Origin of the sequence: Natronococcus occultus SP4 (assembly GCF_000328685.1) — an archaeon.
Taxonomy (GTDB): domain Archaea; phylum Halobacteriota; class Halobacteria; order Halobacteriales; family Natrialbaceae; genus Natronococcus; species Natronococcus occultus.
Map to the genome: position 1 here is coordinate 350,598 of NC_019974.1, position 21,288 is coordinate 371,885.

General features: G+C 68.3%; 18 protein-coding genes and 1 tRNA gene. 7 read left to right on the forward strand and 12 right to left on the reverse strand.

Translation table 11 applies throughout. From position 1 onward, the window contains the following. The 4 genes from NATOC_RS01675 to NATOC_RS01690 all read left to right on the forward strand — a co-directional run bounded on the left by NATOC_RS01675 (window position 1) and on the right by NATOC_RS01690 (window position 4,185). Complete coding sequence (locus NATOC_RS01675) at window positions 1–519, forward strand: peptidylprolyl isomerase (protein ID WP_015319678.1); 519 nt, start codon at window positions 1–3, stop codon at window positions 517–519. A gap of 168 nt (window positions 520–687) precedes the next feature. Further along, window positions 688–2,751, forward strand: coding sequence for a bifunctional metallophosphatase/5'-nucleotidase (locus NATOC_RS01680; RefSeq protein ID WP_015319679.1), 2,064 nt, complete (start codon window positions 688–690; stop codon window positions 2,749–2,751). 74 nt (window positions 2,752–2,825) lie between these two features. After that, window positions 2,826–3,779: an oxidoreductase gene (locus NATOC_RS01685; protein WP_015319680.1), complete on the forward strand. Its 954-nt coding sequence runs from the start codon at window positions 2,826–2,828 to the stop codon at window positions 3,777–3,779. Between the two features lie 64 nt (window positions 3,780–3,843). Then, the gene (locus NATOC_RS01690; protein WP_015319681.1) at window positions 3,844–4,185 is read left to right on the forward strand and encodes a hypothetical protein; all 342 of its coding nucleotides are present in this window, start codon (window positions 3,844–3,846) and stop codon (window positions 4,183–4,185) included. 60 nt (window positions 4,186–4,245) lie between these two features. Here NATOC_RS01690 and NATOC_RS01695 read toward each other — a convergent pair whose 3' ends face one another. Further along, window positions 4,246–4,773: an OsmC family protein gene (locus NATOC_RS01695; protein WP_015319682.1), complete on the reverse strand. Its 528-nt coding sequence runs from the start codon at window positions 4,771–4,773 to the stop codon at window positions 4,246–4,248. Window positions 4,774–4,930: 157 nt separating this feature from the next. Between NATOC_RS01695 and NATOC_RS01700 the strand changes: the two genes are divergently transcribed. Continuing rightward, window positions 4,931–5,014 (forward strand) — tRNA-Leu (locus NATOC_RS01700). A gap of 382 nt (window positions 5,015–5,396) precedes the next feature. Here NATOC_RS01700 and NATOC_RS01705 read toward each other — a convergent pair. The 11 genes from NATOC_RS01705 to NATOC_RS01755 form a co-directional block, all read right to left on the reverse strand. Further along, window positions 5,397–8,471 carry a PAS domain-containing sensor histidine kinase gene (locus NATOC_RS01705; protein WP_015319683.1) on the reverse strand — a complete coding sequence of 1,025 codons (3,075 nt, stop codon included), beginning with the start codon at window positions 8,469–8,471 and terminating at the stop codon, window positions 5,397–5,399. Window positions 8,472–8,713: 242 nt separating this feature from the next. After that, entirely contained in the window at window positions 8,714–9,382 is a 669-nt protein-coding gene (locus NATOC_RS01710) for an RNA 2'-phosphotransferase (protein WP_015319684.1), read from the reverse strand. Between the two features lie 53 nt (window positions 9,383–9,435). Continuing rightward, window positions 9,436–10,251 carry a carboxylating nicotinate-nucleotide diphosphorylase gene (nadC, locus tag NATOC_RS01715; RefSeq protein WP_015319685.1) on the reverse strand — a complete coding sequence of 272 codons (816 nt, stop codon included), beginning with the start codon at window positions 10,249–10,251 and terminating at the stop codon, window positions 9,436–9,438. Further along, the gene (locus NATOC_RS01720; protein WP_015319686.1) at window positions 10,248–11,813 is read right to left on the reverse strand and encodes an L-aspartate oxidase; all 1,566 of its coding nucleotides are present in this window, start codon (window positions 11,811–11,813) and stop codon (window positions 10,248–10,250) included. The genes nadC and NATOC_RS01720 overlap by 4 nt, the downstream gene beginning before the upstream one ends. Window positions 11,814–11,819: 6 nt before the next feature. Continuing rightward, complete coding sequence (gene nadA, locus NATOC_RS01725) at window positions 11,820–12,953, reverse strand: quinolinate synthase NadA (RefSeq protein ID WP_049888620.1); 1,134 nt, start codon at window positions 12,951–12,953, stop codon at window positions 11,820–11,822. Between the two features lie 323 nt (window positions 12,954–13,276). After that, complete coding sequence (locus NATOC_RS01730) at window positions 13,277–13,732, reverse strand: DUF2267 domain-containing protein (RefSeq protein ID WP_015319688.1); 456 nt, start codon at window positions 13,730–13,732, stop codon at window positions 13,277–13,279. Window positions 13,733–13,802: 70 nt separating this feature from the next. Then, the gene (locus NATOC_RS01735; RefSeq protein ID WP_015319689.1) at window positions 13,803–14,777 is read right to left on the reverse strand and encodes an LLM class flavin-dependent oxidoreductase; all 975 of its coding nucleotides are present in this window, start codon (window positions 14,775–14,777) and stop codon (window positions 13,803–13,805) included. An 82-nt stretch (window positions 14,778–14,859) separates the two neighbouring features. Beyond that, a complete protein-coding gene (locus NATOC_RS01740; RefSeq protein WP_015319690.1) occupies window positions 14,860–15,621 on the reverse strand; it encodes a GIDE domain-containing protein in 762 nt (253 codons plus the stop codon). 67 nt (window positions 15,622–15,688) lie between these two features. Next, the gene (locus NATOC_RS01745; protein ID WP_015319691.1) at window positions 15,689–16,912 is read right to left on the reverse strand and encodes an ABC transporter permease; all 1,224 of its coding nucleotides are present in this window, start codon (window positions 16,910–16,912) and stop codon (window positions 15,689–15,691) included. Then, on the reverse strand, window positions 16,909–17,694 hold the full coding sequence (locus tag NATOC_RS01750; RefSeq protein WP_015319692.1) for an ABC transporter ATP-binding protein: 786 nt from the start codon (window positions 17,692–17,694) through the stop codon (window positions 16,909–16,911). The genes NATOC_RS01745 and NATOC_RS01750 overlap by 4 nt, the downstream gene beginning before the upstream one ends. Window positions 17,695–17,839: 145 nt before the next feature. After that, window positions 17,840–19,414: an amidohydrolase gene (locus NATOC_RS01755; protein WP_015319693.1), complete on the reverse strand. Its 1,575-nt coding sequence runs from the start codon at window positions 19,412–19,414 to the stop codon at window positions 17,840–17,842. Between the two features lie 116 nt (window positions 19,415–19,530). Here NATOC_RS01755 and NATOC_RS01760 point away from each other — a divergent pair, with 116 nt between their 5' ends. Together NATOC_RS01760 and hmgA are read left to right on the forward strand one after the other, a co-directional pair. Further along, complete coding sequence (locus NATOC_RS01760; RefSeq protein WP_015319694.1) at window positions 19,531–19,935, forward strand: hypothetical protein; 405 nt, start codon at window positions 19,531–19,533, stop codon at window positions 19,933–19,935. Between the two features lie 42 nt (window positions 19,936–19,977). Beyond that, on the forward strand, window positions 19,978–21,192 hold the full coding sequence (hmgA, locus tag NATOC_RS01765; protein WP_015319695.1) for a hydroxymethylglutaryl-CoA reductase (NADPH): 1,215 nt from the start codon (window positions 19,978–19,980) through the stop codon (window positions 21,190–21,192). The last annotated feature ends 96 nt before the right edge of the window (window positions 21,193–21,288 follow it).

Genomic DNA, 21,288 nt, shown 5'->3' on the forward strand with positions numbered 1-21,288 from the left:
ATGGGCAACGTTACTGCGACCCTGCACACGAGCAAGGGCGACATCGACGTCGAACTCTACGACGAGCGCGCGCCGCGGACCGTCGACAACTTCGTCGGACTTGCGACGGGCGGCCAGGAGTGGACCGATCCCGAGACCGGCGAGGACGTCGAGGGCGAGCCGCTGTACGACGACGTGCTCTTTCACCGGATCATCGAGGACTTCATGATCCAGACCGGCGACCCGACGGGGACGGGCCGGGGTGGTCCCGGCTACCAGTTCGACGACGAGTTCCACGAGGAGCTGCGCCACGACGACGAGGGCATCCTCTCGATGGCCAACTCCGGGCCGGACACCAACGGCTCGCAGTTTTTCATCACGCTGGACGCCCAGCCCCACCTCGACGACCGCCACGCCGTCTTCGGGAAGGTAACCGACGGGATGGACGTCGTCCGCGAGATCGGCAACGTCGAGACCGACGCCAACGACCGACCCCGCGAGGACGTCCTCCTCGAGTCGGTCTCGGTCGACTACGAGTAGCGTCCGGGCGACCGCTCGAGGTCGTTTCGTTCGGTTTTCGGGTAGTTTTGCACCGGATAGCGTTCGGTGTACCGTCCTGGTGCGTTGTGGTATCGGCCCTCTCGGGTTGGAGGGGCTGTTCCGGAAGTATGGGAACTTCTTTCACGGATGATTTTCAATCATCGATCGATGTCTTCCGACCAGTCCGACTGCGGGCGGCGAACGGCCGTCCGATCGAGGCAGGGCGAACCGGCGACCGAACGGAGTCAGGTGTATGCGGTCGAGGACGACGGTGAGCTCCGTCCGAAAGAACCCGCGGAGATCGACGCCGAATGTGGCTGTGGTCGAACCCACACGCGCCGCACGTTCATGGGTGCGACCGCGGCTGCGGCCGGCGCGCTGACGCTCGGCTCGCAGGTCTCGGGCGTCGCGGCCGAGGAACCCGAGGGCGATACCGTAACGATCGTTCACGATCTCCACACCCACAGCGAGATCGGCGAACCCGGCGAGCCCAACATCGCCCGCTACTGGAACGTCGTCCAGGACCAGCTCGCCGATCGCGACGACGCGGTCTTCCTCGCGAACGGGGACGAGCTCGGCTCCTCGACGATCTCGTTTTTCACCGAGGGTGCCCACAAGATCGACTTCATGAACGACATGGAGCTGACGGCTGCGGGGGTCGGCAACCACGACTTCGACTACGGCGTCGACGTCGCCGAGCAGCGGTTCGCCGATAGCGAGTTCCCCTGGCTGAACTCCGCGCTGTACACCCCCGACGGCGACCTCTTTCCGGAGACCGAGCGGTACACCACCCTCGAGATCGGCGACCTCACGGTCGGGCTCTTCAACGTCGTCCTGCGGAACTTCCACGGGATCACCGACTACCCCGAGGAGTACGAGCAGCGAGATCCCGTCGAGACGGCCCGGGAGATGACCCAGCTGCTTCGGGAGGAGGAAGACGCCGACGTCGTCGTCTGTTCGTCTCACACCCCCCACGAGACCCACTTCGAGCTCGCCGAGGAGGTCGACGGGCTCGACGCCATCTTCGGCTCTCACTCCCACTACACGATGGACGCCGCGGAGGAACACGCGGGCACCGTCATCAGCGAGGTCGGCTACGCCTACTTCCACCTCGGCGTGATGACGCTGGACGCCGAGGGGAACCTCGTCAGCTGGGAGCGCATCGATCTGGACGAGGACGTCGAACCCGACTCGAAGTTCAAGGCGCGCGTCGAGGCCCAGTACGAGGAGCTCGAGGACGAACTCGAGGAGACGATCGGCGAGACGGCCGTCGAACTCGACACCTCCGGCTCGATCACCTACGGCCGCGAGGCTCGGATCGGCAACCTCATCACCGACACGATGCTCGATGCCCACCCCGACGCCGAGGTCGCCTTCCAGAACGGTGGCGGGATCCGGACGAACACCACCTACGGTCCGGGCGAGCTCACCGCGGGCGACGTTCTGAGCATCCTTCCGTTCGGCAACGAGATCGTCGTCTTCGAGGCCACCGGCGCGGAGATCGAACAGGTCCTCGAGAACCGCATCGACACGCTCCCGGACAACGCCTTCGGCGCCCAGCAGGGCCAGCAGGTCGCGGGGCTCCAGTACGAGTGGCGCGGTCACGAGGAGCCGGAGGTCCTCGACGTCTTCGTCGACGGCGAGCCTCTCGAGAACGACGAGACGTACGTCGTCTCGACGACCGACTACCTGAAAGACACCGCGGACGCCTACGCGCCGTTCCGCGACGCCGACCTCATCTGGGAGTCAGGGACGGCGCTCGGCCCGGCGCTGATGGAGTACGTCGAGACCAACAGCCCCGTCGAGCCCGAGCTCGAGAACCGCATCCTGCGGGTCGACGCGGACCTCGGACCGCAGCTGGGCGTCCGTCGCGAGGACGACCGAACGCTGCTCTGTTTCGAGGCGCCCGAACACGCCGTCGCGGTCGCCGACGCCGAGACGTTCGTCGGCGTCACGGCGGACGCCGACACGGACGTTCCGGCGCCCGAGACCGTCGAGCTCGAGGACGACCGTCTCTGGATCGGGTACGACACCGGCGAGCTCCAGTCGTTCCTCGGCCGGAGCGACGCCGCGGAGCTGCGGCTCTTCGGGGAGTTCGAGCCCGACGACGACGGCTACGGCTATACCGGTACCGACGGCGAGCTCCTCGAGTTACCCGTCGCGGCCGTCTACGACCGCTTCACGCTGAAGGCGACGCTTGACGCGTCCTCGGCGTCGCTGCAGCCGAACTGACGGAGCGGGGTCGGCCTCCCCCGACCGAACGATGCAACGACCACGCTTAGGGCATCGGCCTCCCTGGCAGTCGTATGAGCTGGACGGCTGCGGACGTTCCCGACCAGAGCGGTCGAACGATCGTCGTAACGGGCGCAAACAGCGGGATCGGGCTCGAGGCGACCCGCGAGCTCGCGCGCGAGGGGGCGACGGTGATCATGGCCTGCCGGAGCGTCGAGCGAGGGGAGCGGGCAGCCCGCGACGTCCGGCGCAACGCGCCCGACGCCGAGCTCCGCGTCGAGGAGTGTGATCTGGGCGATCTCGAGTCGGTCCGGGCGTTCGCCGACCGGCTGGATGCGGAGATCGACGTACTGATCAACAACGCGGGTGTGATGGCGATTCCGCGAAGCGAGACTGCCGACGGGTTCGAGACCCAGTTCGGCGTCAACCACCTCGGCCACTTCGCGCTCACCGGCCTGCTGCTCGAGCGCCTGGCGACCGACGGCGGGGACGCCGCGCGGGTCGTCACGGTTTCAAGCGGCGTCCACGAGCAGGGCGAGATCGAGTTCGACGATCTTCAGGGCGAGGACTCCTACAACAAGTGGGAGGCCTACGCCCAGTCGAAGCTGGCGAACGTCCTGTTTGCCTACGAGCTCGAACGACGGTTCCTGACGGCCGGGCTGAACGCCGACAGTATGGCGGTCCACCCGGGCTATGCGGATACGGCTCTGCAGTTTCGCGGTCCCGAACAGCAGGAGAGTCGCCTCCGACTGGCGGCGATGAAGCTCCTGAACGGGCTCGTCGCCCAGTCGGCCGAGATGGGTGCACTGCCGACGCTGTACGCCGCGACCGCCCCCGAAGCCAAGGGCGGCGCCTACTACGGGCCGGGCGGACTCGCGAACATGCGTGGCTCCCCCGAGCGCCAGGCCTCCTCCGATCGGTCCTACGACGAGGAGACTGCCCGCCGGCTGTGGGCGATCTCGCGGGAGCTGACGGGCGTCAGCTACGATCTGCCGCGTCCGAAGGCCGACGTCCCGACGTCGGACTGACGGCGTCGGGTCGTCGCCTGCGCCGACCGTAACGCGAAAGGCGACGGGGCCGAACCAGTAGATCATGAGCGACGACGAGGGGATCGAACGCGCGAGCGACGTCGGCTCCGCGGACGCGCCACCGGTCGAGGAGAAACCCTACAAGATCATCTTCGAGGCGAACAAGTGCTTCGGCGCAGGCAAGTGCGCCGAGGTCAGCGACAACTGGGAGCTGTCGATCACCTCCGGGGTCGCCCAGCCGAGGGCCTACTTCTTCGGCGAGGACGACCTCGAGCACAACGTCCGGGCCGCGGAGATCTGCCCGGCGAAGAAGGGTGACGGCTGCATCCACGTGATCGATCGTCGCACCGACGAGGAGATCGCCCCGGATCCCCACGGCGACGGTACGCTGAGCGTCGACTGGTAGAGAGACGCCGGCGCTCGCGTCCTCGTCCCGACCGCGAAGCGACCTGGGGCGGACGGTTCCTCAGTCCGCTCCGTCGCCGTCCGTTCGGAAGGTCCACTCGGTCTCGAGGGCCGACGGCTCCGCGAGGGTCTGGTAAACCACGCAGTAGCGTTCGGTGTACTGCTGTAGCGCGGCCCGCGTCTCCTCGTCGACGTCCCCCTCGACGGTCACCTCGAGGCGGATGTCCTGGAATCCGACCGGGACGTCCTCGGCGACGCCCATCGTCCCTCGCAGATCGAGGTCGCCGCTGGCCTCGACACCGACGTCGACGTCGAGCCCGAAGTTCTCCGCGACGGCCTGTGCGGTGAGCTGCGAGCACGCCGCCAGCGCGCCCAGCAGCAGATCACCCGAACAGGCTCCGGTACCGGGGCCACCGGCGCCCTCGTGGAGTTCGGCCTCGTGGATCGCCCGCCCGATGTCGACGCTGCAGGCCCGGCTGTCGTCCCCTTCCTCTCCGGTCGCGGTCAGCGTGACCCGGGCTGCCTCGGGATTTTCTTCGTACTCGGCTTTCAGCGGCTCCTGTTCCTCCTGCAAGTTACTCTCACTCATGGCTCTACAGTGATCGGCAGCACTGAAAAAACTACACCCGCTCGGAACGATCGCGGGGACGCCGTCGGCGATCGTCGACGGACGTCCTCGCTCCCCCGTCGACCGAACACCGAAACGCACATCCCAGCACGACGATTACCATCGGGTGCATTCCTGCGCGAGGGTAGCCAAGCAGGCCAACGGCGGTGGGCTTAAGACCCGCTCCCGTAGGGGTCCGAGGGTTCAAATCCCTTCCCTCGCATGCTACCGCGACCATCCGTGAGCGGTAGCTGCGAGACGAGGGAGTTGAACGAGAGAAATTCGGATCACTCGATCCCGGGACGGTTCCGACACCGTACCAGTAGATAGTAGCGCGATTTCTTTATTCAGCCTCACACCTGAAACTGAAACAGGCAAATCGGGAACTACGTGTGCCCACGTACCTTTTTCCGCCTCGGGATTCCTCACTGCGTTCGGAACCGCTCGGCGCAAAAATCTACGCTAAAAAGGCCGCTCGCTCCCGATGGTCGCTCGCGGGTGCTGCGCTTGTAGCGCTACCGCAGCGGTACCGCCTCCACCTGTACGTGGCGCGATTTTCACACTCCACGCTGAATAAAGAAACCGTATTACCAACTACTGGTACGCTACGACTCGTCGACCGCCGGGAGCGTAACGGAGAACGTCGTCCCCTCGCCGGGCTCGGAGTCGACGCGGATCTCGCCGCCGTGGCGCTCGACGATCCGCTGACAGACCGCCAGCCCGATCCCCATCCCCTCGTGTTCGCCGCGGCCGTGAAGCCGCTGAAACACCTCGAAAATTCGGTCCTGGTCGTCGGGATCGATACCGAGCCCCTCGTCGTGGACCGAGACCGTCCACCACTCGCCTCGTCGCTCCGCGTCGACGCGAATCACCGGTGGCTCGTCGCCGCTGTACTCGATCGCGTTCGACAGCAGGTTCTGGAACACCTGTCGCAACTGGTCCGGGTCGCCGTTCACGCGGGGCAGCCGGTCGACCGTCACGTCCGCGTCGCTTTCCTCGATCCGGAGCTGGAGGTCCGCGAGGACGCCCTCGACGACCGTCTCGAGGTCGGTCGGCTCGAAGGGGTTCCCCTTGGTCTCGACGCGGGAGTACTCGAGCAGGCCGTCGATCATGTTCCGCATCCGGTCTGCGCCGTCGATGGCGAACTCCAGAAACTCCTCGCCGTCCGCGTCGAGGGCGTCGCCGTAGCGGTCCTCGATCAGCCGGAGGTAGCTCGAAACCATCCGCAGTGGCTCCTGGAGGTCGTGGGAGGCTGCGTACGCGAAGTCTTCGAGCCGTTCGTTCGAGGTCTCGAGTCGGTCGACCGTCTCTTCGAGTCGCCGCTGGTACTCCCGGCGCTCGGTGATGTCGGTGAGCGTGACGACGGCCCGATCCACGTCGCCGCGTTCGTCCCTGACGGGCATCCCGTGTTCCATGATGATCCGTCGTTCGCCGTCGAACGTCCGAATCTCGTAGACGTTCGGCTCCGTCACCTCCTCGCCCCGGAGGACTTGCGACATGGTCCACTCATCGGGCTCGACCGGCTTCCCGGAGTCCGCCCAGACGGCGGCGTACTTCTCGTACTCGTCGACGGAGTCGGCGTCGAAAACGTCCCCGCCCCAGATCTCCCTGGCCGCGGCGTTGGCCCTGACCAGCGACCCGTCCGCGTCCGCGACTACGGCGCCGACGGGCAACACTCGAAACAGCGTCTCGAGTTGCCTGCGTTGTGTCTCGGCCTCGAGTTCGGCCCGTTTGCGCTCCGTGATGTCGGTGAGCGCGCCGGGGAACGTCTCGGCCTCACCCGCCTCGTCGCACTCGACGTGGCCGCGGGCGAAGACCCAGCGGATCTCGCCGTCGGCGTCGCGAACGCGGTACTCCGCCTCGTACTCGCCGCAGCGCTCAAGAGCGTCCTCGATCCGTGCGGCGACGCGGTCGCGATCGTCCTCGTGGATCGACGACAGCACCCGTTCGAGGGGGAACCCCTCTCGTGCCCGCTCCGGATCGAGTCCGAACGTTCGCGCGAAGGAGGCGCCGGCAACGAACGTGTCCTCGGCGACGTTCCACTCCCAGGTCCCGACCGCACCGGCCTCGGTCGCGGCCTCGAGCTGTTCCTTGGTGTCCTCCAGGTACTGCTCGCGTTCCTTGCGATCGGTGACGTCCCGAAAGTAGACCGAGATTCCGGTTTCGGAGGGGTAGAGGTTCGCTTCGACCCAGAACCCGAGCGTGTCGTAGTAGACCTCGTAACTGGTCGCCTCCTGGGTCTCCTGTGCCGTATGGAACGCCGTCCAGACTTCGTCGATCTCGGCGGCGGACGGAAAGACGTCCCAGAGGCGTTCGCCGAGCAGGTCTTCTTCGGGGTGCTGGAGGAGCTCCTCGGCGCGGTCGTTGACGTGAGTGAACCGGAACTCCTCGTCGACCGCGTAGAACGCGTCGGTGATCCTGCTGAAAACGTCCTCGAGTTCGTTCTCGAGTCGTTGCTCGCGCCGGCGTCGCTCGGTCATGTCCTTGGTCACCTTCAGGTAGCCCCGGTGGGTGCCGTCGGCGTCCCGAATCGGCGTGATGGTGACGTTTGCCCAGAACTGCGACCCGTCCGCGCGGACGCGCCACCCCTCGTCCTCGAGCGATCCGCGCTCGGTCGCCCGCTCGAGGTTCCGCTCCGGAACGCCCGCCGCACGGTCCTCGGGCGTGTAGAAGACCGAGAACGACTCGCCGAGAATCTCCTCGCGGTCGTACTCCTTGATCCGCTCGGCGCCCGTGTTCCAGCTGATGACGCGACCGTCCGGATCCAGCCGGAAGATCGCGTACTCCTCGACCGTATCGACCAGTGACCGGAACTCCTCTCTGCTCTCTCGGAGGGCGCTCTCCGAGCGCTTTCTGTCGGTGATATCGTAGTAGAGCTCGATCCGTCCTCCGGCGTATCGACCCGACTCGATCGGTTTGCTGTAGTGTTCGAGCCACCGGCCGTCGCGGTCGTCGCCGGGTTCGACCTGACATTCGAACCGTTCGACGTAGCTGTTGTCCTCGTAGGTGGCCAACACCGTTTCCGCGAACCGCTCCGGGTTCTCGAATCTGCGTTTTACCGTTTCGTCCACCAGCGCTCGTTTATCGCGCCCGACGATGGCGTCTCGATCCAGCCCGAAGTACTGCTCGACGGTCTCGTCCGCCCATGCGACTTCGAACCCGTCGTCGAGGACGAACACGCCGATATCGGCCTCGTCGAGGACGTCAGTGACGGACCCCGACGGCACGGTCGGCGATTCGAACGTGTCCAGCCGCCGTTTCGAGTCGGTGCGATCCCGCACCACGCCGATCGTCCCCCGAAGCTCGCCGTCCTCGACGAGCGGGGTGATCCGGAGCTCGCACGGAACGGTTTCGCCGCCGGCGGCTCGAAGACCCAGCTCGAACGCTTCGGTCTCCTCGCTCTCCCCGTCGAGCCGAGACGCCACCGCGTTCTCGACGGCGGAAACGTCGTCGTCGGCCATGATCAGCGAGACGTGTTCGTCGAGCAGTTCCTCCCGTTCGTACCCCGTTGTTTCGACGATAGTATCGTTCACCGCGACGAAGTTCCCGTCCGAATCGAGTTGATAAACGCCGTCGTCGATCGCGCTGATCAGCGTCCGATACTGTCGAAGCGCCGCGTCGTCGTCGTCCGTCCGCCAGAACCTCCCGTCCCCCTCGTTGAAACCCGCTCGCGTACCCATGTCCGGGGAATTGATACTGGAACGGATAAGTTTCCTGCCGGCCGTCGAGAGCGGTTCACGAGCCCCGAAGCGCCGATCGGACGGCCGAGAAAGCCGAGGACGCAGGAGCGGTCGTAGCCGGCCATCGCGCACCGATCCCCTCCTCGTGGACGGGGTGTCCGTGGGAGCTCGGACGAGAGACGGCGCGCAGTTCGATGGCGCCGATGAGCCCCGACACGCCTACAACGGTGGTCGGCCCGTCGTCAGCGATCGCCGCTCCCGTCCGACGCCCCGTCGGCTTCCTTGAGGTACGCCGGCGGCACCCGGTCGGTCGTGTACGTCTCGCGACCGCGTTTCGTAATCCGGTGGCCGTCCGCGAGCAGCCCCGCGGCGTCGACGACGAGGACGACGGGATCGCTCGCGTGGCGGCTCCCGACGCGGCGGGCGGCCCCGGGGCTCTCCGAGAGGTGGACGTGCTGGCGGGACATCGGCCGGAGCCCCGACTCGCGGATCGACGCGAGATTCTCCGGAGCGGTGCCGTGGTAGAGCTCGTTGGGTACCGGCGCGTCGGTCGGCTCGAGGTCGACGTCGACGGAGTGGCCGTAGGCCGCGCGGACGCGGTCGCCGTCGGTTCGCTCGAACCGCCCCTTCGGATCGGTCGCGATCACGGCCGCGACGTGGGCGGATCCCGCCCAGTCGTACGTCCGCTCGACGGCGTCGACCAGCGCCTCGAGGCTCGCCCACCCTCGCTCGTCGAGCTCGAGGCCGGCGTCCTCGGGAAAGTGCCGCAGGGCGCCGCTCGTGTACTTCGAGAGGCGACGCCGTCGATCCCCCGAGAGCAGCTCCGTCCCGCGGGCACCACAGCGCGGACACGTGCCGTCGTCGGTCGCGAACGGGCCGTGCTCCTCGCAGGTGCGAACTGGCTCCGTCACGAGAGAGCGATGGATGCTCGAGGACAAAAAGGCCGTGCGCGGAGCTGCGCGCTCTACGGTTCGCCGGTTCGGAAGGACAGATCCAGCGCGGGCGCCGAGTGGGTCAGCGACCCCATCGAGATCACGTCGACGCCAGTCGCGGCGTACTCGGGGACGTCCTCGAGCCCGATACCGCCGCTGGCCTCCGTCAGCGCGTCGGTCTCGGCGAGCAGCTCGACCCCCGTCCGGGTCTCCGCGGGCGTCATGTTGTCGAGCAGGACGACGTCCGCACCGGCCTCTACGGCCCGGGGGGCGTCCCCCGGCGATTCGACCTCGACCTCGATCTGCGTCGCGAACGACGCCCGCTCCCGGAACCGCGAGACGGCGTCCTCGAGACCCAGCTCGGCGACGTGGTTGTCCTTGACCATCACCATATGGGTGCAGTCGAGGCGGTGGGTGTCGCCGCCGCCGGCGACGACGGCTCGCTTCTCGAGGCCCCGCAGGCCGGGCGTCGTCTTTCTGGTGGCAGCGATCCGGACGCCGTCCGACTCGGTTCGCGCCTCCTCGATCGCCCTGCGGGTTCGGGCCGCGATGCCCGAGGCGTGTCCGACCAGGTTCACGGCGACGCGCTCGCCCCGGAGGACCTCGCGTGTGGCCCCCTCGACGCGGAGGACCTCGTCGCCGGGCTCGATCGGCGCGCCGGGCTCGCACGCCTCGAGGACGTCGACCCCGAGGTAGTCGAAGACCGCGCGGGCGGCCTCGAGCCCCGCGACGATCCCCCGTTCTTTCGCGACGAGACGCCCGGTTGTCTCGCCGGGGACCTGGTTCGTGACGTCGTGGTGGCCGACGTCCTCGCGGAGCCAGCGCTCGACCTGCGCGTCGGTGATCATCGGGGTGCCTCCGGCTCGGCGGTCGGTGCGTCCTCGCGGACGAGGTGGTGACAGCCTCGCGATTCCCCGTTCTCGCCCGCAGCCCGCGCGATCAACAGTGCGGTGACGCAGGCGTTCCGGAGCTCGTAGAGTTCGCGGGAGGTCCGGGTGCGGGTGTAGGCGTCGACCTCGCCCTTGAGCCGTCGGAGGACGGCGCTCGCGCGGGCGATCCCGTCGGGATCGCGCTCGAGGCCGAGCTCGTCGCCCATCGTCCGCTGCAGCCGTGCGAACTTCTCGGCGGCGAAGCGCTCGGGGAGTGCGGGGTCGCTGTCCCGGAGGGTGGGTGCCTCGACGGCCGCGGGTTCGGCGTGCTCCGCGGTTCCACCGCGTCGCGTCAGGGTGCAACGCAGCTCGCTCCCGGCGTCCTCGCCCGCCCGGAGCCCCCAGACCAGCCCCTCGAGCAGGCTCGTGCTCGCCAGGCGGTTCGCGCCGTGGACGCCCGTCCGAGCGCACTCGCCGACGGCGTACAGTCCCTCGATGCTCGTTCGCCCGTGGTGGTCGACGTCGATCCCGCCACAGAGGAAGTGCTCGCAGGGCGCGACCGGGATCTCGTCGCCGTCGATCCCGCGGTCGCGACAGCTCTCGGCGATGCCGGGGAACTCGTCCTCGAAACCGCCCTCAAGCGTCCGTACGTCCAGGAGGACCTCGCCGGTCTCCTCGCGTTCGGTTTCGACCGCGCGGGCGACGACGTCCCGGGGCGCGAGTTCGGCGTCGGGGTGGTAGTCGTCCATGAACCGGTCGCCGTCCCCGTTCCGAAGGACGGCGCCCTCGCCGCGCAGCGCCTCCGAGAGGAGGAACGGGTCGTCGCCGGCATACGCGGTCGGATGGAACTGCACGTACTCCAGGTCCGCGACGTCGGCGCCCGCGAGCGCAGCCATCGCGATCCCGTCGCCGGTAGCTCCCTCGGGGTTCGTCGAGCGCGGGTAGAGCGCGCCGATCCCGCCCGTCGCCAGCACCGTCGCCCCGGCGTAGACGGGGTGGCCCGTCGCGTCCTCGTCGGTGAGGACGCCGCGGACGCGGCCCTCGTGGGCAATCAGCTCGAGGACGGCGGTGTCCTGTCGAACCTCGACGCGCTCGTGGTCGTCGAGGTAGTTCAGGAACGGGTGCAGGATGTGAGTCCCCGTCGCGGCGTCGACGTGGAGGATGCGTCGCTCGGAGTGGGCCGCCTCGCGTGCGTAGTCGAACGCGCCGTCCGCGCGCTCGTCGAAGCCGATTCCGAGCGTCTCGAGGAGGACGTCCTCGACGGCCGCGTCGGCCTCGTCGACGAGGACGTCGACGGCGTCGGGATCTGCGGTCCCGTCGCTGGCCGCGAGGACGTCGCGTTTCAGCGCCTCCGGGTCGCCGCGAGCGGTCGAGATGCCGCCCTGGGCCCAGTCGGTGCTCGCGTCAGCGGGACGTTCGGCCTTCGTCACCAGCAGGACCTCCGCGTCCTCGCGTGCGGCCTGCAGCGCGGCCGCACAGCCCGCGATGCCGCTGCCGACGACGAGGACGTCGGCGGTGTCGTGAGGTGGTGTCTCGGACATGGTCGATCAGAGCTCCAGCATGCGCTCGAGCGCCAGCTCGGCGAGGTCTTTCTCTTCGGGCGTGACCTCGATCACGTTGCGCTCCCGGCCCGCGACGAGCTCCTCGAGGACCCACGCGAGGTAGTTGGGGTCGATCTGGCGCATGGCGTTGCAGTCCATGCAGGCGTCGCCACACAGCGGGACGACCTCGACCTCGGGGTGCCAGCGCTGCAGGTGGTTCGCGAGGTGGATCTCGGTGCCGATCGCCCACGTCTCGCCGGGATCGGCGTTGGCGACGGTCTCGCGGATCGTCGCCGTCGAGCCGACGACGTCGGCGGCCTCGACGACCTCGCGGCGACACTCGGGGTGGACGACCACGTTTGCCTCCGGTCGGTCCTCGCGAACCTGTTCGACGTGGGCCTCGCTGAACCGCTCGTGAACCTGGCAGTAGCCGTTCCAGAGGATTAGGTCCTTCTCGGCGACCTCCTCAGCGTCCTTTCCCTCGGGGTCCCACGGATCCCACGCGACGGTCTCGTCGGCCATCCCCAGGCGGTGGGCCGTGTTCTCCCCGAGGTGTTTGTCGGGGAGAAAGAGGACCTTGTCGCCGCGCTCGAGGGCCCACTCGAAGGCCTCGTGGGCGTTCGAGGACGTACAGACCAGCCCACCCTGGCTCGCACAGAACGCCTTCAGGTCTGCGTAGGAGTTCATGTACGTGATCGGAACGATCTCGGCGTCGGGCGCGGCCGCCGTGATCTCCTCCCAGGCGGCGTCGACCTGTAGCGCCTCGGCCATTCCGGCCATCGGGCAGGAGGCTTCCATCGACGGGAGGATCACCGTCTGGTCGTCGTCAGTGATGATGTCGGCGCTCTCGGCCATGAACGTCACGCCGCCGAAGACCACGTACTCGGCGTCGGCCGCGGCCGCCTCCCTTGAGAGTCCGTAGGAGTCCCCGACGAAGTCGGCGTGCTCGACGATCTCCCGTCGCTGGTAGTTGTGCCCGAGGACGACGACGTCGTCGCCGAGGATCTCGAGCGCGTCCTCGATCCGCTCCGTTCGCTCGTCCTCTTCGAGTTCGCGATACTCCGACGGAAGCTGTTCGAGATGGTCGTATTTAAACAGACTCAGGTCGGTTTCGAACTCCGTTGTTTCCATTCTTGCCATTCGTATCCCACGTGACTAGTAGCACACACCAACTACTATTGAATAACTTTTTCCTTCGATACTGTAGTCTGTATAGGTACCACTCGCTGGTCGTCTGACGAACGGACGAATCCAGTACGATCAGGCGTACGAAGCGGTCGTTTCGGCCGACAGTCGAGTCGAGAGAACGGCAGTCTCGGTCAGTACGGCGCCTTCGAGAACGAGCGAAGCGGCCGCCGAAGTCGAATCCGACGTCGAGGACGGCGTTCCGCCGTTCGCGCTATCGGAGCGGTCGCGGTCGAGCGCGGATCGCTACCCACCGCGACCGACGGTGGAGCCGTCGGCTACTGCGCCTCCCAGGGCTGGGTCTCGGCGTCGACCAGCTCGAACAACTCCTCGAACTCCTCGGGGAGCTGGCTCTCGACGTTCGCGATCTCGCCGCCGGGGACGACCTCGCTCAACAGCGCGAGGACGGCCTTCGTCCGGGAGGTGGCGTCGGCTCGATCGACGCCCGACGGACGGGAGTAGTCGGTCTCAAGCTCGAGGTCCTCGTAGTTGAGCCGTTCGTGGGCTCGGTCGACGAACGCGTCGAGGTCGTGGCGCTGGCCGTGCTCGACCTGCAGGAGGTAGCGGTCGATCTCCAGGGGGAGCGGGCTCGCGATATCCGTTGCTCCGCCTTCCCCGACGCGCTCGCCGAGGGTCTCGAGGACGGCGCGGGTCGTCCTGACGGCCTCGGCCCGCGTCCCGGCGTCGATACGGTGCTGTACCTCGCCGATGAACTCTGCGTACTCCGTGGCCATGATCGATCGCTCCGTTCGAACCGCGTTCGACGCGGACCAAAACTGCCGGTCCGGACGCTGCTGCCCGCTTTTAGTCCGGCGCGAGCGACTCGATCGTCAGCTCGACGATCTCGTCGGAGGCGGGATCGGGAACCACGACGATCGGGTGGTCGATCCCCGTCTCCGCGACGAGGGACTCGAGGCGATCCCGGGCGTCCTCGGGCGTTCCCGCGACGCCGAGGTCGTCGACCAGCTCGTCGGTAACCGCGTCCGCCGCCTCGCCCCTGTTCCCGCCGCGCCAGGCCTCGGCGATCCGCTCGGCCTCGTCTGGGTACGCCGCGCCGACGGCCCGTCGGTACCCTTCACCGCTGCCGACGTAGTAGGCGATGTGGCCGCGGATCGCGTCCCGGGCCGCGTCACGGTCCTCGCTGACGGCCGCGGGGACGTACGGCGCGACGGCGATCTCGTCGGGATCGCGATCCCGCTCCCGGGCCGCCGTCGCGACTTCCTCGAAGGCGTCCTCGAGCCGCGAGAAGGGGATGTTGTGCGGGATCCAGCCGTCGGCGAGCCGACCGACCACCCGGCGGTTCGCGGGGCCCAGCCCGGCGTGGTAGATCGGCGTCGGCGCCTCGAGCGACGGGAAGTCCTTCGCCGCGAGTAGCTCGCCGTCGTAGTCGACTCGACCCTCTCCCGCGGTGAACGCGCGGACGAGCTCGATCGTCTCGTGGGCGCGCCGCACGGGGCGGTCGAAGTCCTCGCCGTGGAGGTCCTCGATCGACTTCTTCGTGCTCGTGCCGACACCGAGGACGAACCGGCCGTCCGAGACCCGCTGGAGCGAGGCTGCGGTCATCGCGAGGACGGCCGGCGAGCGCGAGTAGACGTTCAGGATCGCCGACGCGATCCCCAGCTCGTCGGTCCGGGTCGCGATCTCGGTCGCCCGGACGACGCCGCTCTCGCCCCACAGCTCGGGCAGCCAGACGTCGTCGTACCCCAGCTCTTCGGCGCGGACGGCGACGTCGGCCTCCGCGAGCTCGTCGGTGCTCGTCGTCAGCAGTCCCGTATCCATGGGCGCTACGACGAGCGGAAGAGACAAAAGCGTCGGTGGCGCCTCGCACTCGAGCGATCGAGGCGATGTCGTCCCGCCGGACTCAGAACAGTGCCGAGGACGCCACCAGCCAGCTGCCGATACCGATCATGAGGAGGCCGCCGACCAGCCAGGGCAGCTGTCGCGTCGCGAGGAGACGGGCGGTTCCGTCCTGGCTGGAATCCGAGACGACGAACGCCGGCGTTCCGTCGCCGTCGCTCACGACCGCGCTAACGTCCCGCATCGTCTCGCGGGCGTCGACGTCGTAGCTCGACTGTCCGAACACGTACGCCTCGCCGCCGGGCTCGAGCCGACGCTCGTGGTACCTGCGGTCGTTTCCGGTCGCGAGCTCGACCACCTTCAGGTCGAGGGAGGTGTTCTCGGATTCGAGGTCGGACTCGTGGGCGAGAAACTCCCTGATCGGTTCGGGTTCGGGCTCGCCGCCGTCGACCTCGATCGTCGTGTCGGTCGACAGCGCCAGCTCGGCGCCCGCGGGCTCGACCCGGACGCTCGCGGTCGCGTCCTCGAGCCGGAACGGCGTCGCCGCCCGTCCCTCGTCGACCGTGTTCCACGAGGAGCTCTTGCCGCTGGACTGGAGCTCCTCGACCTCGTACTCGTAGGCGAGCGCGGCCGTCCCCGTGAGCGGCGCTCGAAGCGGGTCGTCGATCGGGCTCACGGTCCCCGCGAGCTCGACTGGTCCCTCGGCGCGCTCGACCGCGACGACGTCGTCGGTCTCGCCGCGGTAGACGTGGTAGGCGGGCCTGAGCTTCGAAAGCCCGATCGAGAGGACGACGAACCCGCCGAGGACGAGCAGTGGGCCGAGCATACACCGTATCGCGACGAGATGACAATAATACTACCGGTCCGAACGTCGAAACGTCGGCGCGGAGTCGCTACTCGTGGCGCAACGCCTCGATCGGATCCACGCGGGCGCCCCGCCAGGCGGGGTAGAGCCCGGAGACGACCCCGACGCCGATTCCGACGGCGACCGCGATGGCGACCCACTCGAGCGGGTAGACCATCGGCCAGCCGAGCAGCCACACGCCGAGGAAGCCGAAGCCGAGGCCGGCGGCGACGCCGACGACCGCACCGATCACGCCGAGAACGACCGACTCGACCAGAAACAGCTGCATGATATCGCGCTTCGTGGCGCCGACGGCCTTCATAATCCCGATCTCCCGGGTTCGCTCGGTAACGCTGACGATCATGATGTTGGCGATCCCGATCGAACCGACGACGAGCGCGATTCCGGCGACGGCGCCGATGAAGACCGTGAGCTGCCCGACGAGGTCGTCGAACTGCTCGATGGCGTCCTCGACTGTCTGGACGGCGATCTCGTCGTCGTCCCCTTTCAGCTCGGCGGCGTGGGACTCCTCCTCGAGGTAGTTGACGGCGGTCTCCTGAACCGGGTCGACGTCGTCGAGCCCCTCGGCGCCGATCTGCAGGGTCGGGTACGCCCGCTCCTCGTCGCCGTCGGGCGTCTCGACGGTCGTTGTGTAGTGCTCGTCGGCAGGGACGAACACCTGCGGCGGCGTCTGCTCGCCGAGTTCGCTCTCGACGACGCCGGCGACCGTCACGGTCGTCATCTCGCCGTCCTCGAAGGTGAGTTCGAGCTCGTCGCCCGCCGAGAGGTTCGCCTCGAAGGTCTGGCCGGCCTGCTCGTTGACGACCGCCTCGTCCGCGCCGTCGAACGGTCCGCCGTCGACGAACGTCGCGTGCTCGAACCGGTCGGCCGTGGTCGCCTGAGCGTCGACGACGCCGGTCAGTTGTTCGCCGCCGGCTTCCGCCTGCACGACGTCGAGCGACCCCTGTGGCGCGACGTACTCGACTCCCTCCCGTTGCTCGAGCGCCGCGACGTCGCTCTCGGTGTAGATCGGCGTCTCGACCAGCATGACGCCGAACCCGTCCTCCGGCGTGGTCTGCGTCTGGACCGTCATCGCGGGCTCCTGCTCGGCCTCGATGTCGCCGACGACGTCCTCGGAGAACCCACCTCCGAGCACCATGAACGTGATGACGGCGGCGACGCCGATGATAACGCCCAGCGTCGTCAGCGCCGAACGCAGCTTGTGGGCCCGGATCGAGCGCCAGCTGATCCGCAAGCTCTCCCGGAGGTTCATGCCTCTCCCTCTCCCATCGACCGTCGGTTCCCCGCCCCTCCAGTCGCTCGCTCGCGGGCCGTCACCTCACGGGCGTCGCTCAGGTGCTCGAGGTCCTCGATTTCACCGTCGAGCAGGTGGACGACGTGGTCGGCGTACTCGGCGACCGCCCGCTCGTGGGTGACCAGCAGGATCGTCGCGCCCGCCTCGTTGAGATCGACCAGCAGCTCCATGATCTCGACTTCGGTCTCGGTGTCGAGGTTTCCGGTGGGCTCGTCGGCCAGTACCAGCGTCGGCTCGTTCGCCAGCGCCAGCGCGAGGGCGACGCGCTGGCGCTGCCCGCCCGAGAGTTCGCTGGGCTCGTGCCCGAGGCGGTCGCCGAGACCGACTCGCTCGAGCAGGGCCCGCGCCCGCCCGTCTCGATCGGCCTCGGTGCCGTCGTGAAACACCATCGGCAGCCGGACGTTCTCGACGGCGGTCAGCCGCGGCAGCAGATTGACCGTCTGGAAGACGAACCCGATCTCGGTGCCCCGCAGCCGCGCTCGTTCGGTATCGGACAGTTCCCCGACCGAGCGTCCGCCGACCTCGATCCGTCCCTCGTCGGGCGTGTCCAGACAGCCAACGAGGTTCATCAGCGTCGATTTCCCGGAGCCGCTCGGTCCCATAACGGCCGTGAACGAACCCTCGCCCAGCGACAGCGAGACGCTGTCGACGGCGTGAACCGGCTCGGCGAGCTGGTACGTTCGACGGACGCTCTCGGCCGTTACCGCGGCCGCCCCCGGACCAGTGTCGTGTGCCACCATCTGTCATTGCTGGTACACGACTTGTCGTATTAGTCCTTACAACATGATCGTCGTTCGACGTGTTCGACGGCTCCCGACGGAACCGATCGGTTGGCGCGTCGCCGACTCCCGACGGCTCCCGTAGCGGCGTCGTCGGATCGACCCGTCAGCCCTCGAAAACGACCTCGCCGTCGACCATCGTCGTCGCCACGTCGATCTCGTCGATCCACTCCGGCTGTTCCCACGGGGAGTCCTCGAGGACGACCAGATCAGCTCGCGTGCCGACCGCGAGCGTTCCCAGTCGCTCCTCGTCGAAGCCGGCGTAGGCGGCGCCGCGGGTGTAGGCCCGAAGCGCCTCGGTAACCGAGAGCCGCTGGGCCTCGGTCGGCGCGTTCACCGCGTGGTGGATCCCCAGCAGCGGATCCAGCGGCATACAGTCGGATCCGAAGGCGAGCGGGATTCCGTGCTCGAGGACCCGACGAAGGCGGTTCGTCCGGTTCCGTCGCTCCCGGCCGAGCCGCTGGTCGTAGAGGCCGTCCTCGCCGGCCCACTGGTGGAAGTTCGGCTGTATCGAGGCGACGATGCCAGCCTCGGCCATCCGCTCGAGCTGGTCGTCGGTTGCCAGCTCGAGGTGTTCGATGCGGTGGCGCCTGCCCGCGGGATCGTCGGTGGCCGCGAGCGCCGACAGCGCCTCCTCGATCGCCTCGTCGCCGATGGCGTGGGCGGTCACCTGAAAGCCCGCGCCGTCGGCCCGCTCGACGATGTCCGCGAGTTCGTCGGGGGTGATGACCCACTCCCCGTCGTCCCCGGGATCGGGCTCCGCCTCGCTCTCGTCGGGCTCGTAGGGCTCGAACAGCTTCGCCGTCCGCGCGCCGATGCTGCCGTCGGTGTACGTCTTGATCGCACCCGTCTGCACCCGGTCGCTGCCCGCGTTCGTCGCCAGTCCGACCTCGATCGCACTCTCGAGATGGTCGGCCCAGTAGTTGATCCGCACCCGGATCGGCAGCTCGCCCGCGGCTGCGAGGTCGCGGTAGACCTGGGGCGACCGGGAGTTACGAACCATGTCGTGGACGGCCGTCACGCCCGTCGCGGCCGCGCGCTCGAGGCCCGCCGTGACCAGCTCCCGGGTCTCGTCGTAGCCGGGCGCGATGTGCTCGCGAACTCGCTCGGCGGCGTCCTCGACGACGACCCCGGTCGGCTCTCCGCCCGCGCGGCGAACGTCATCCTCGGGAAGTTCGTCCTCGAGTTCCGCGAGGGCAACCGAGTTCAGCGACGCGGCGTGCATGTCGATCCGCAGGGCGACGACCGGTCGGTCCTCGCTTACCTGATCGAGCTGCTCGCGGGTGAGGTAGCCGTGGTCGCCGTCCCACTCGCTCTCGTCGTAGCCGAAGCCCTGGACCCACCCCGACTCCGTCTCCGCGGCCCGCTCGGCGAGCCGATCCAGACAGTCCGCGGCGTCGTCGGCGCCCGAGAGGTCGGCGTGGACCAGGTATCGGCCCGCGTTCTCGACGTGGGTGTGGGCGTCGACAAAGCCCGGGAGGACGACCCGCCCCTCGCAGTCGATCCGCTCGGTCTCGACGCCTTCGAGAAACTCGATTTCGTACGTGTCGCCGACGCGGACGACCTCGCCGTCACGGACGGCCAGAGCCTCCTCGGGGTCGGGTTCGGCCTCCCCGTCGTCCTCGCCCGCGAGCGTGTAGATCCGCGCGTTCGTCACCACCAGATCGGCAGCCTCGCTCATAGGTGAGATCCCACACGCGAGGAGCAAAACGGTAGTGGTCGCGTCCGCGGACGTTCCGCCGCGAGGACGTCGTCTCCGGCCAGAAACTAGTAGGTTCCCCGAAACGAAGGGGCCGTATGCCGAGCCGCGAGAACCGGGCGATCCTGGCTGCGTTCGGACTGTTCGCTCTCGTCCTCGTCGGACTCTCCGTCCTCGAGGGGAGATGGGGGCACGCCGCGACGGAGTCGTCCGTCGTGGGGTTTCTCGTGCTGGTCGGGATCCCGATCGTCCTCCCACAGCTGTACCTCGCACGGACCGACGACGAGATCCCGACCCGGACCCGACTCTGGCTCGTCGCGGGTGTCGCTGGACTGTACGCGCTCCAGGCCGGAAGCGTCGCGGGTCGCTCTCAGGATCTGCTCGTACTGGGAATCGTCGGAGCCACGCTCGCCCTGGCGTTCTGGTACGAGGCCCGCGCGGCCTACCGGGCGTCGGTCAGCGACGAGGACGTGGCCGACGCCTCGAGGGCGGAGTCACGGTGACGATCAGCAATCCTTAGGACCGGGCCGCGTGTTGGCCCCACCATGACAGATCCCGAATCCCTCGCCGACAGGGTCCAGGAGGGGGAGCTTCGCATCCACGAACTCGAAGACGAGGCCGACTTCGACACCGCGGCCGAGGCCCGTCGCCTGCTCGTCGAGCGCGAGACCGACGCCGACCTCGAGGCGGTCGGCGACTACGCGTTCCCTGCCGAGGTCGCCGAGCCGAACATCGAGAACATGATCGGAGCGACCCAGGTTCCGCTGGGTGTCGTCGGTCCCGTCGCCGTCTCTGGCGGCGCCGTCGACGGCGAGCGCTACCTGCCGCTGGCGACCACCGAGGGGGCGCTTTTGGCGTCGGTCAACCGCGGGCTCTCGGCCATCCGCTCGGCGGGCGGCGCCGACGCCCGGGTCACCAAGAACGGAATGACCCGCGCCCCCGTGTTTCGGGTCGACGGCGTCGCCGAGGGCGCCGAGACCGTCGAGTGGGTCGAGGACAACCTCGACGCGCTCCGGGAGGCTGCCGAATCGACGACGAGCCACGGCGAACTGCTCGGGGTCGAACCGTACGTCGTCGGCGACTCGGTCTACCTGCGCTTTGCCTACGACACGAAGGACGCGATGGGGATGAACATGGCCACGATCGCGACCGAGGCGGCCTGTGAGATCGTCGAAAACGAGACGCCGGCTTCGCTGGTCGCGCTCTCGGGGAACCTCTGTTCGGACAAGAAACCCGCGGCGATCAACGCCGTCGAGGGTCGCGGACGGTCGGTGACAGCCGACGTCGTGATCCCCGGCGACCTCGTCGAGGACCGCCTGCACACCACCGCCGAGGCGATCGTCGAGGCCAACACCCGCAAGAACCTCGTCGGCAGCGCGAAGGCCGGCAGTCTGGGCTTCAACGCCCACGCCGCCAACGTCGTCGGCGCGGCCTTCCTCGCGACAGGACAGGACGAGGCCCAGGTCGTCGAGGGCGCGAACGCGATTACGACGATGGACGCCCGGAACGACGGCGACCTCTACGCGTCGGTCTCGCTGGCCTCGCTCGAGGTCGGCACCGTCGGCGGCGGTACCAAGCTCCCCACGCAGTCGGAGGCTCTCGACGTCCTCGGGCTCCGGGGTGGAGGCGACCCCGCGGGCTCGAACGCCGACGCGCTCGCCGAGATCATCGCCGTCGCCGCGCTGGCGGGCGAGCTCTCCTTGCTCGCGGCGCTGGCGTCGAACCACCTCGCGAGCGCCCACGAGGACCTCGGGCGGTAGCCTCGGCCCGATCCAGGCTCGGATTGACCGAAGATCGGAAGTGGTGTGATACCATACCACTAAGGACGCCGAACGCGAAGGGGAATAGAGGTGATC

Coding starts and splice junctions, on each gene's coding strand:
- NATOC_RS01675 (WP_015319678.1), top strand. CDS start 1: ATGGGCAACGTTACTGCGACCCTGCACACGAGCAAGGGCGACATCGAC.
- NATOC_RS01680 (WP_015319679.1), top strand. CDS start 688: ATGTCTTCCGACCAGTCCGACTGCGGGCGGCGAACGGCCGTCCGATCG.
- NATOC_RS01685 (WP_015319680.1), top strand. CDS start 2,826: ATGAGCTGGACGGCTGCGGACGTTCCCGACCAGAGCGGTCGAACGATC.
- NATOC_RS01690 (WP_015319681.1), top strand. CDS start 3,844: ATGAGCGACGACGAGGGGATCGAACGCGCGAGCGACGTCGGCTCCGCG.
- NATOC_RS01695 (WP_015319682.1), bottom strand. CDS start 4,773: ATGAGTGAGAGTAACTTGCAGGAGGAACAGGAGCCGCTGAAAGCCGAG.
- NATOC_RS01705 (WP_015319683.1), bottom strand. CDS start 8,471: ATGGGTACGCGAGCGGGTTTCAACGAGGGGGACGGGAGGTTCTGGCGG.
- nadC (WP_015319685.1), bottom strand. CDS start 10,251: ATGATCACCGACGCGCAGGTCGAGCGCTGGCTCCGCGAGGACGTCGGC.
- NATOC_RS01720 (WP_015319686.1), bottom strand. CDS start 11,813: ATGTCCGAGACACCACCTCACGACACCGCCGACGTCCTCGTCGTCGGC.
- nadA (WP_049888620.1), bottom strand. CDS start 12,953: ATGGCAAGAATGGAAACAACGGAGTTCGAAACCGACCTGAGTCTGTTT.
- NATOC_RS01730 (WP_015319688.1), bottom strand. CDS start 13,732: ATGGCCACGGAGTACGCAGAGTTCATCGGCGAGGTACAGCACCGTATC.
- NATOC_RS01735 (WP_015319689.1), bottom strand. CDS start 14,777: ATGGATACGGGACTGCTGACGACGAGCACCGACGAGCTCGCGGAGGCC.
- NATOC_RS01740 (WP_015319690.1), bottom strand. CDS start 15,621: ATGCTCGGCCCACTGCTCGTCCTCGGCGGGTTCGTCGTCCTCTCGATC.
- NATOC_RS01745 (WP_015319691.1), bottom strand. CDS start 16,912: ATGAACCTCCGGGAGAGCTTGCGGATCAGCTGGCGCTCGATCCGGGCC.
- NATOC_RS01750 (WP_015319692.1), bottom strand. CDS start 17,694: ATGGTGGCACACGACACTGGTCCGGGGGCGGCCGCGGTAACGGCCGAG.
- NATOC_RS01755 (WP_015319693.1), bottom strand. CDS start 19,414: ATGAGCGAGGCTGCCGATCTGGTGGTGACGAACGCGCGGATCTACACG.
- NATOC_RS01760 (WP_015319694.1), top strand. CDS start 19,531: ATGCCGAGCCGCGAGAACCGGGCGATCCTGGCTGCGTTCGGACTGTTC.
- hmgA (WP_015319695.1), top strand. CDS start 19,978: ATGACAGATCCCGAATCCCTCGCCGACAGGGTCCAGGAGGGGGAGCTT.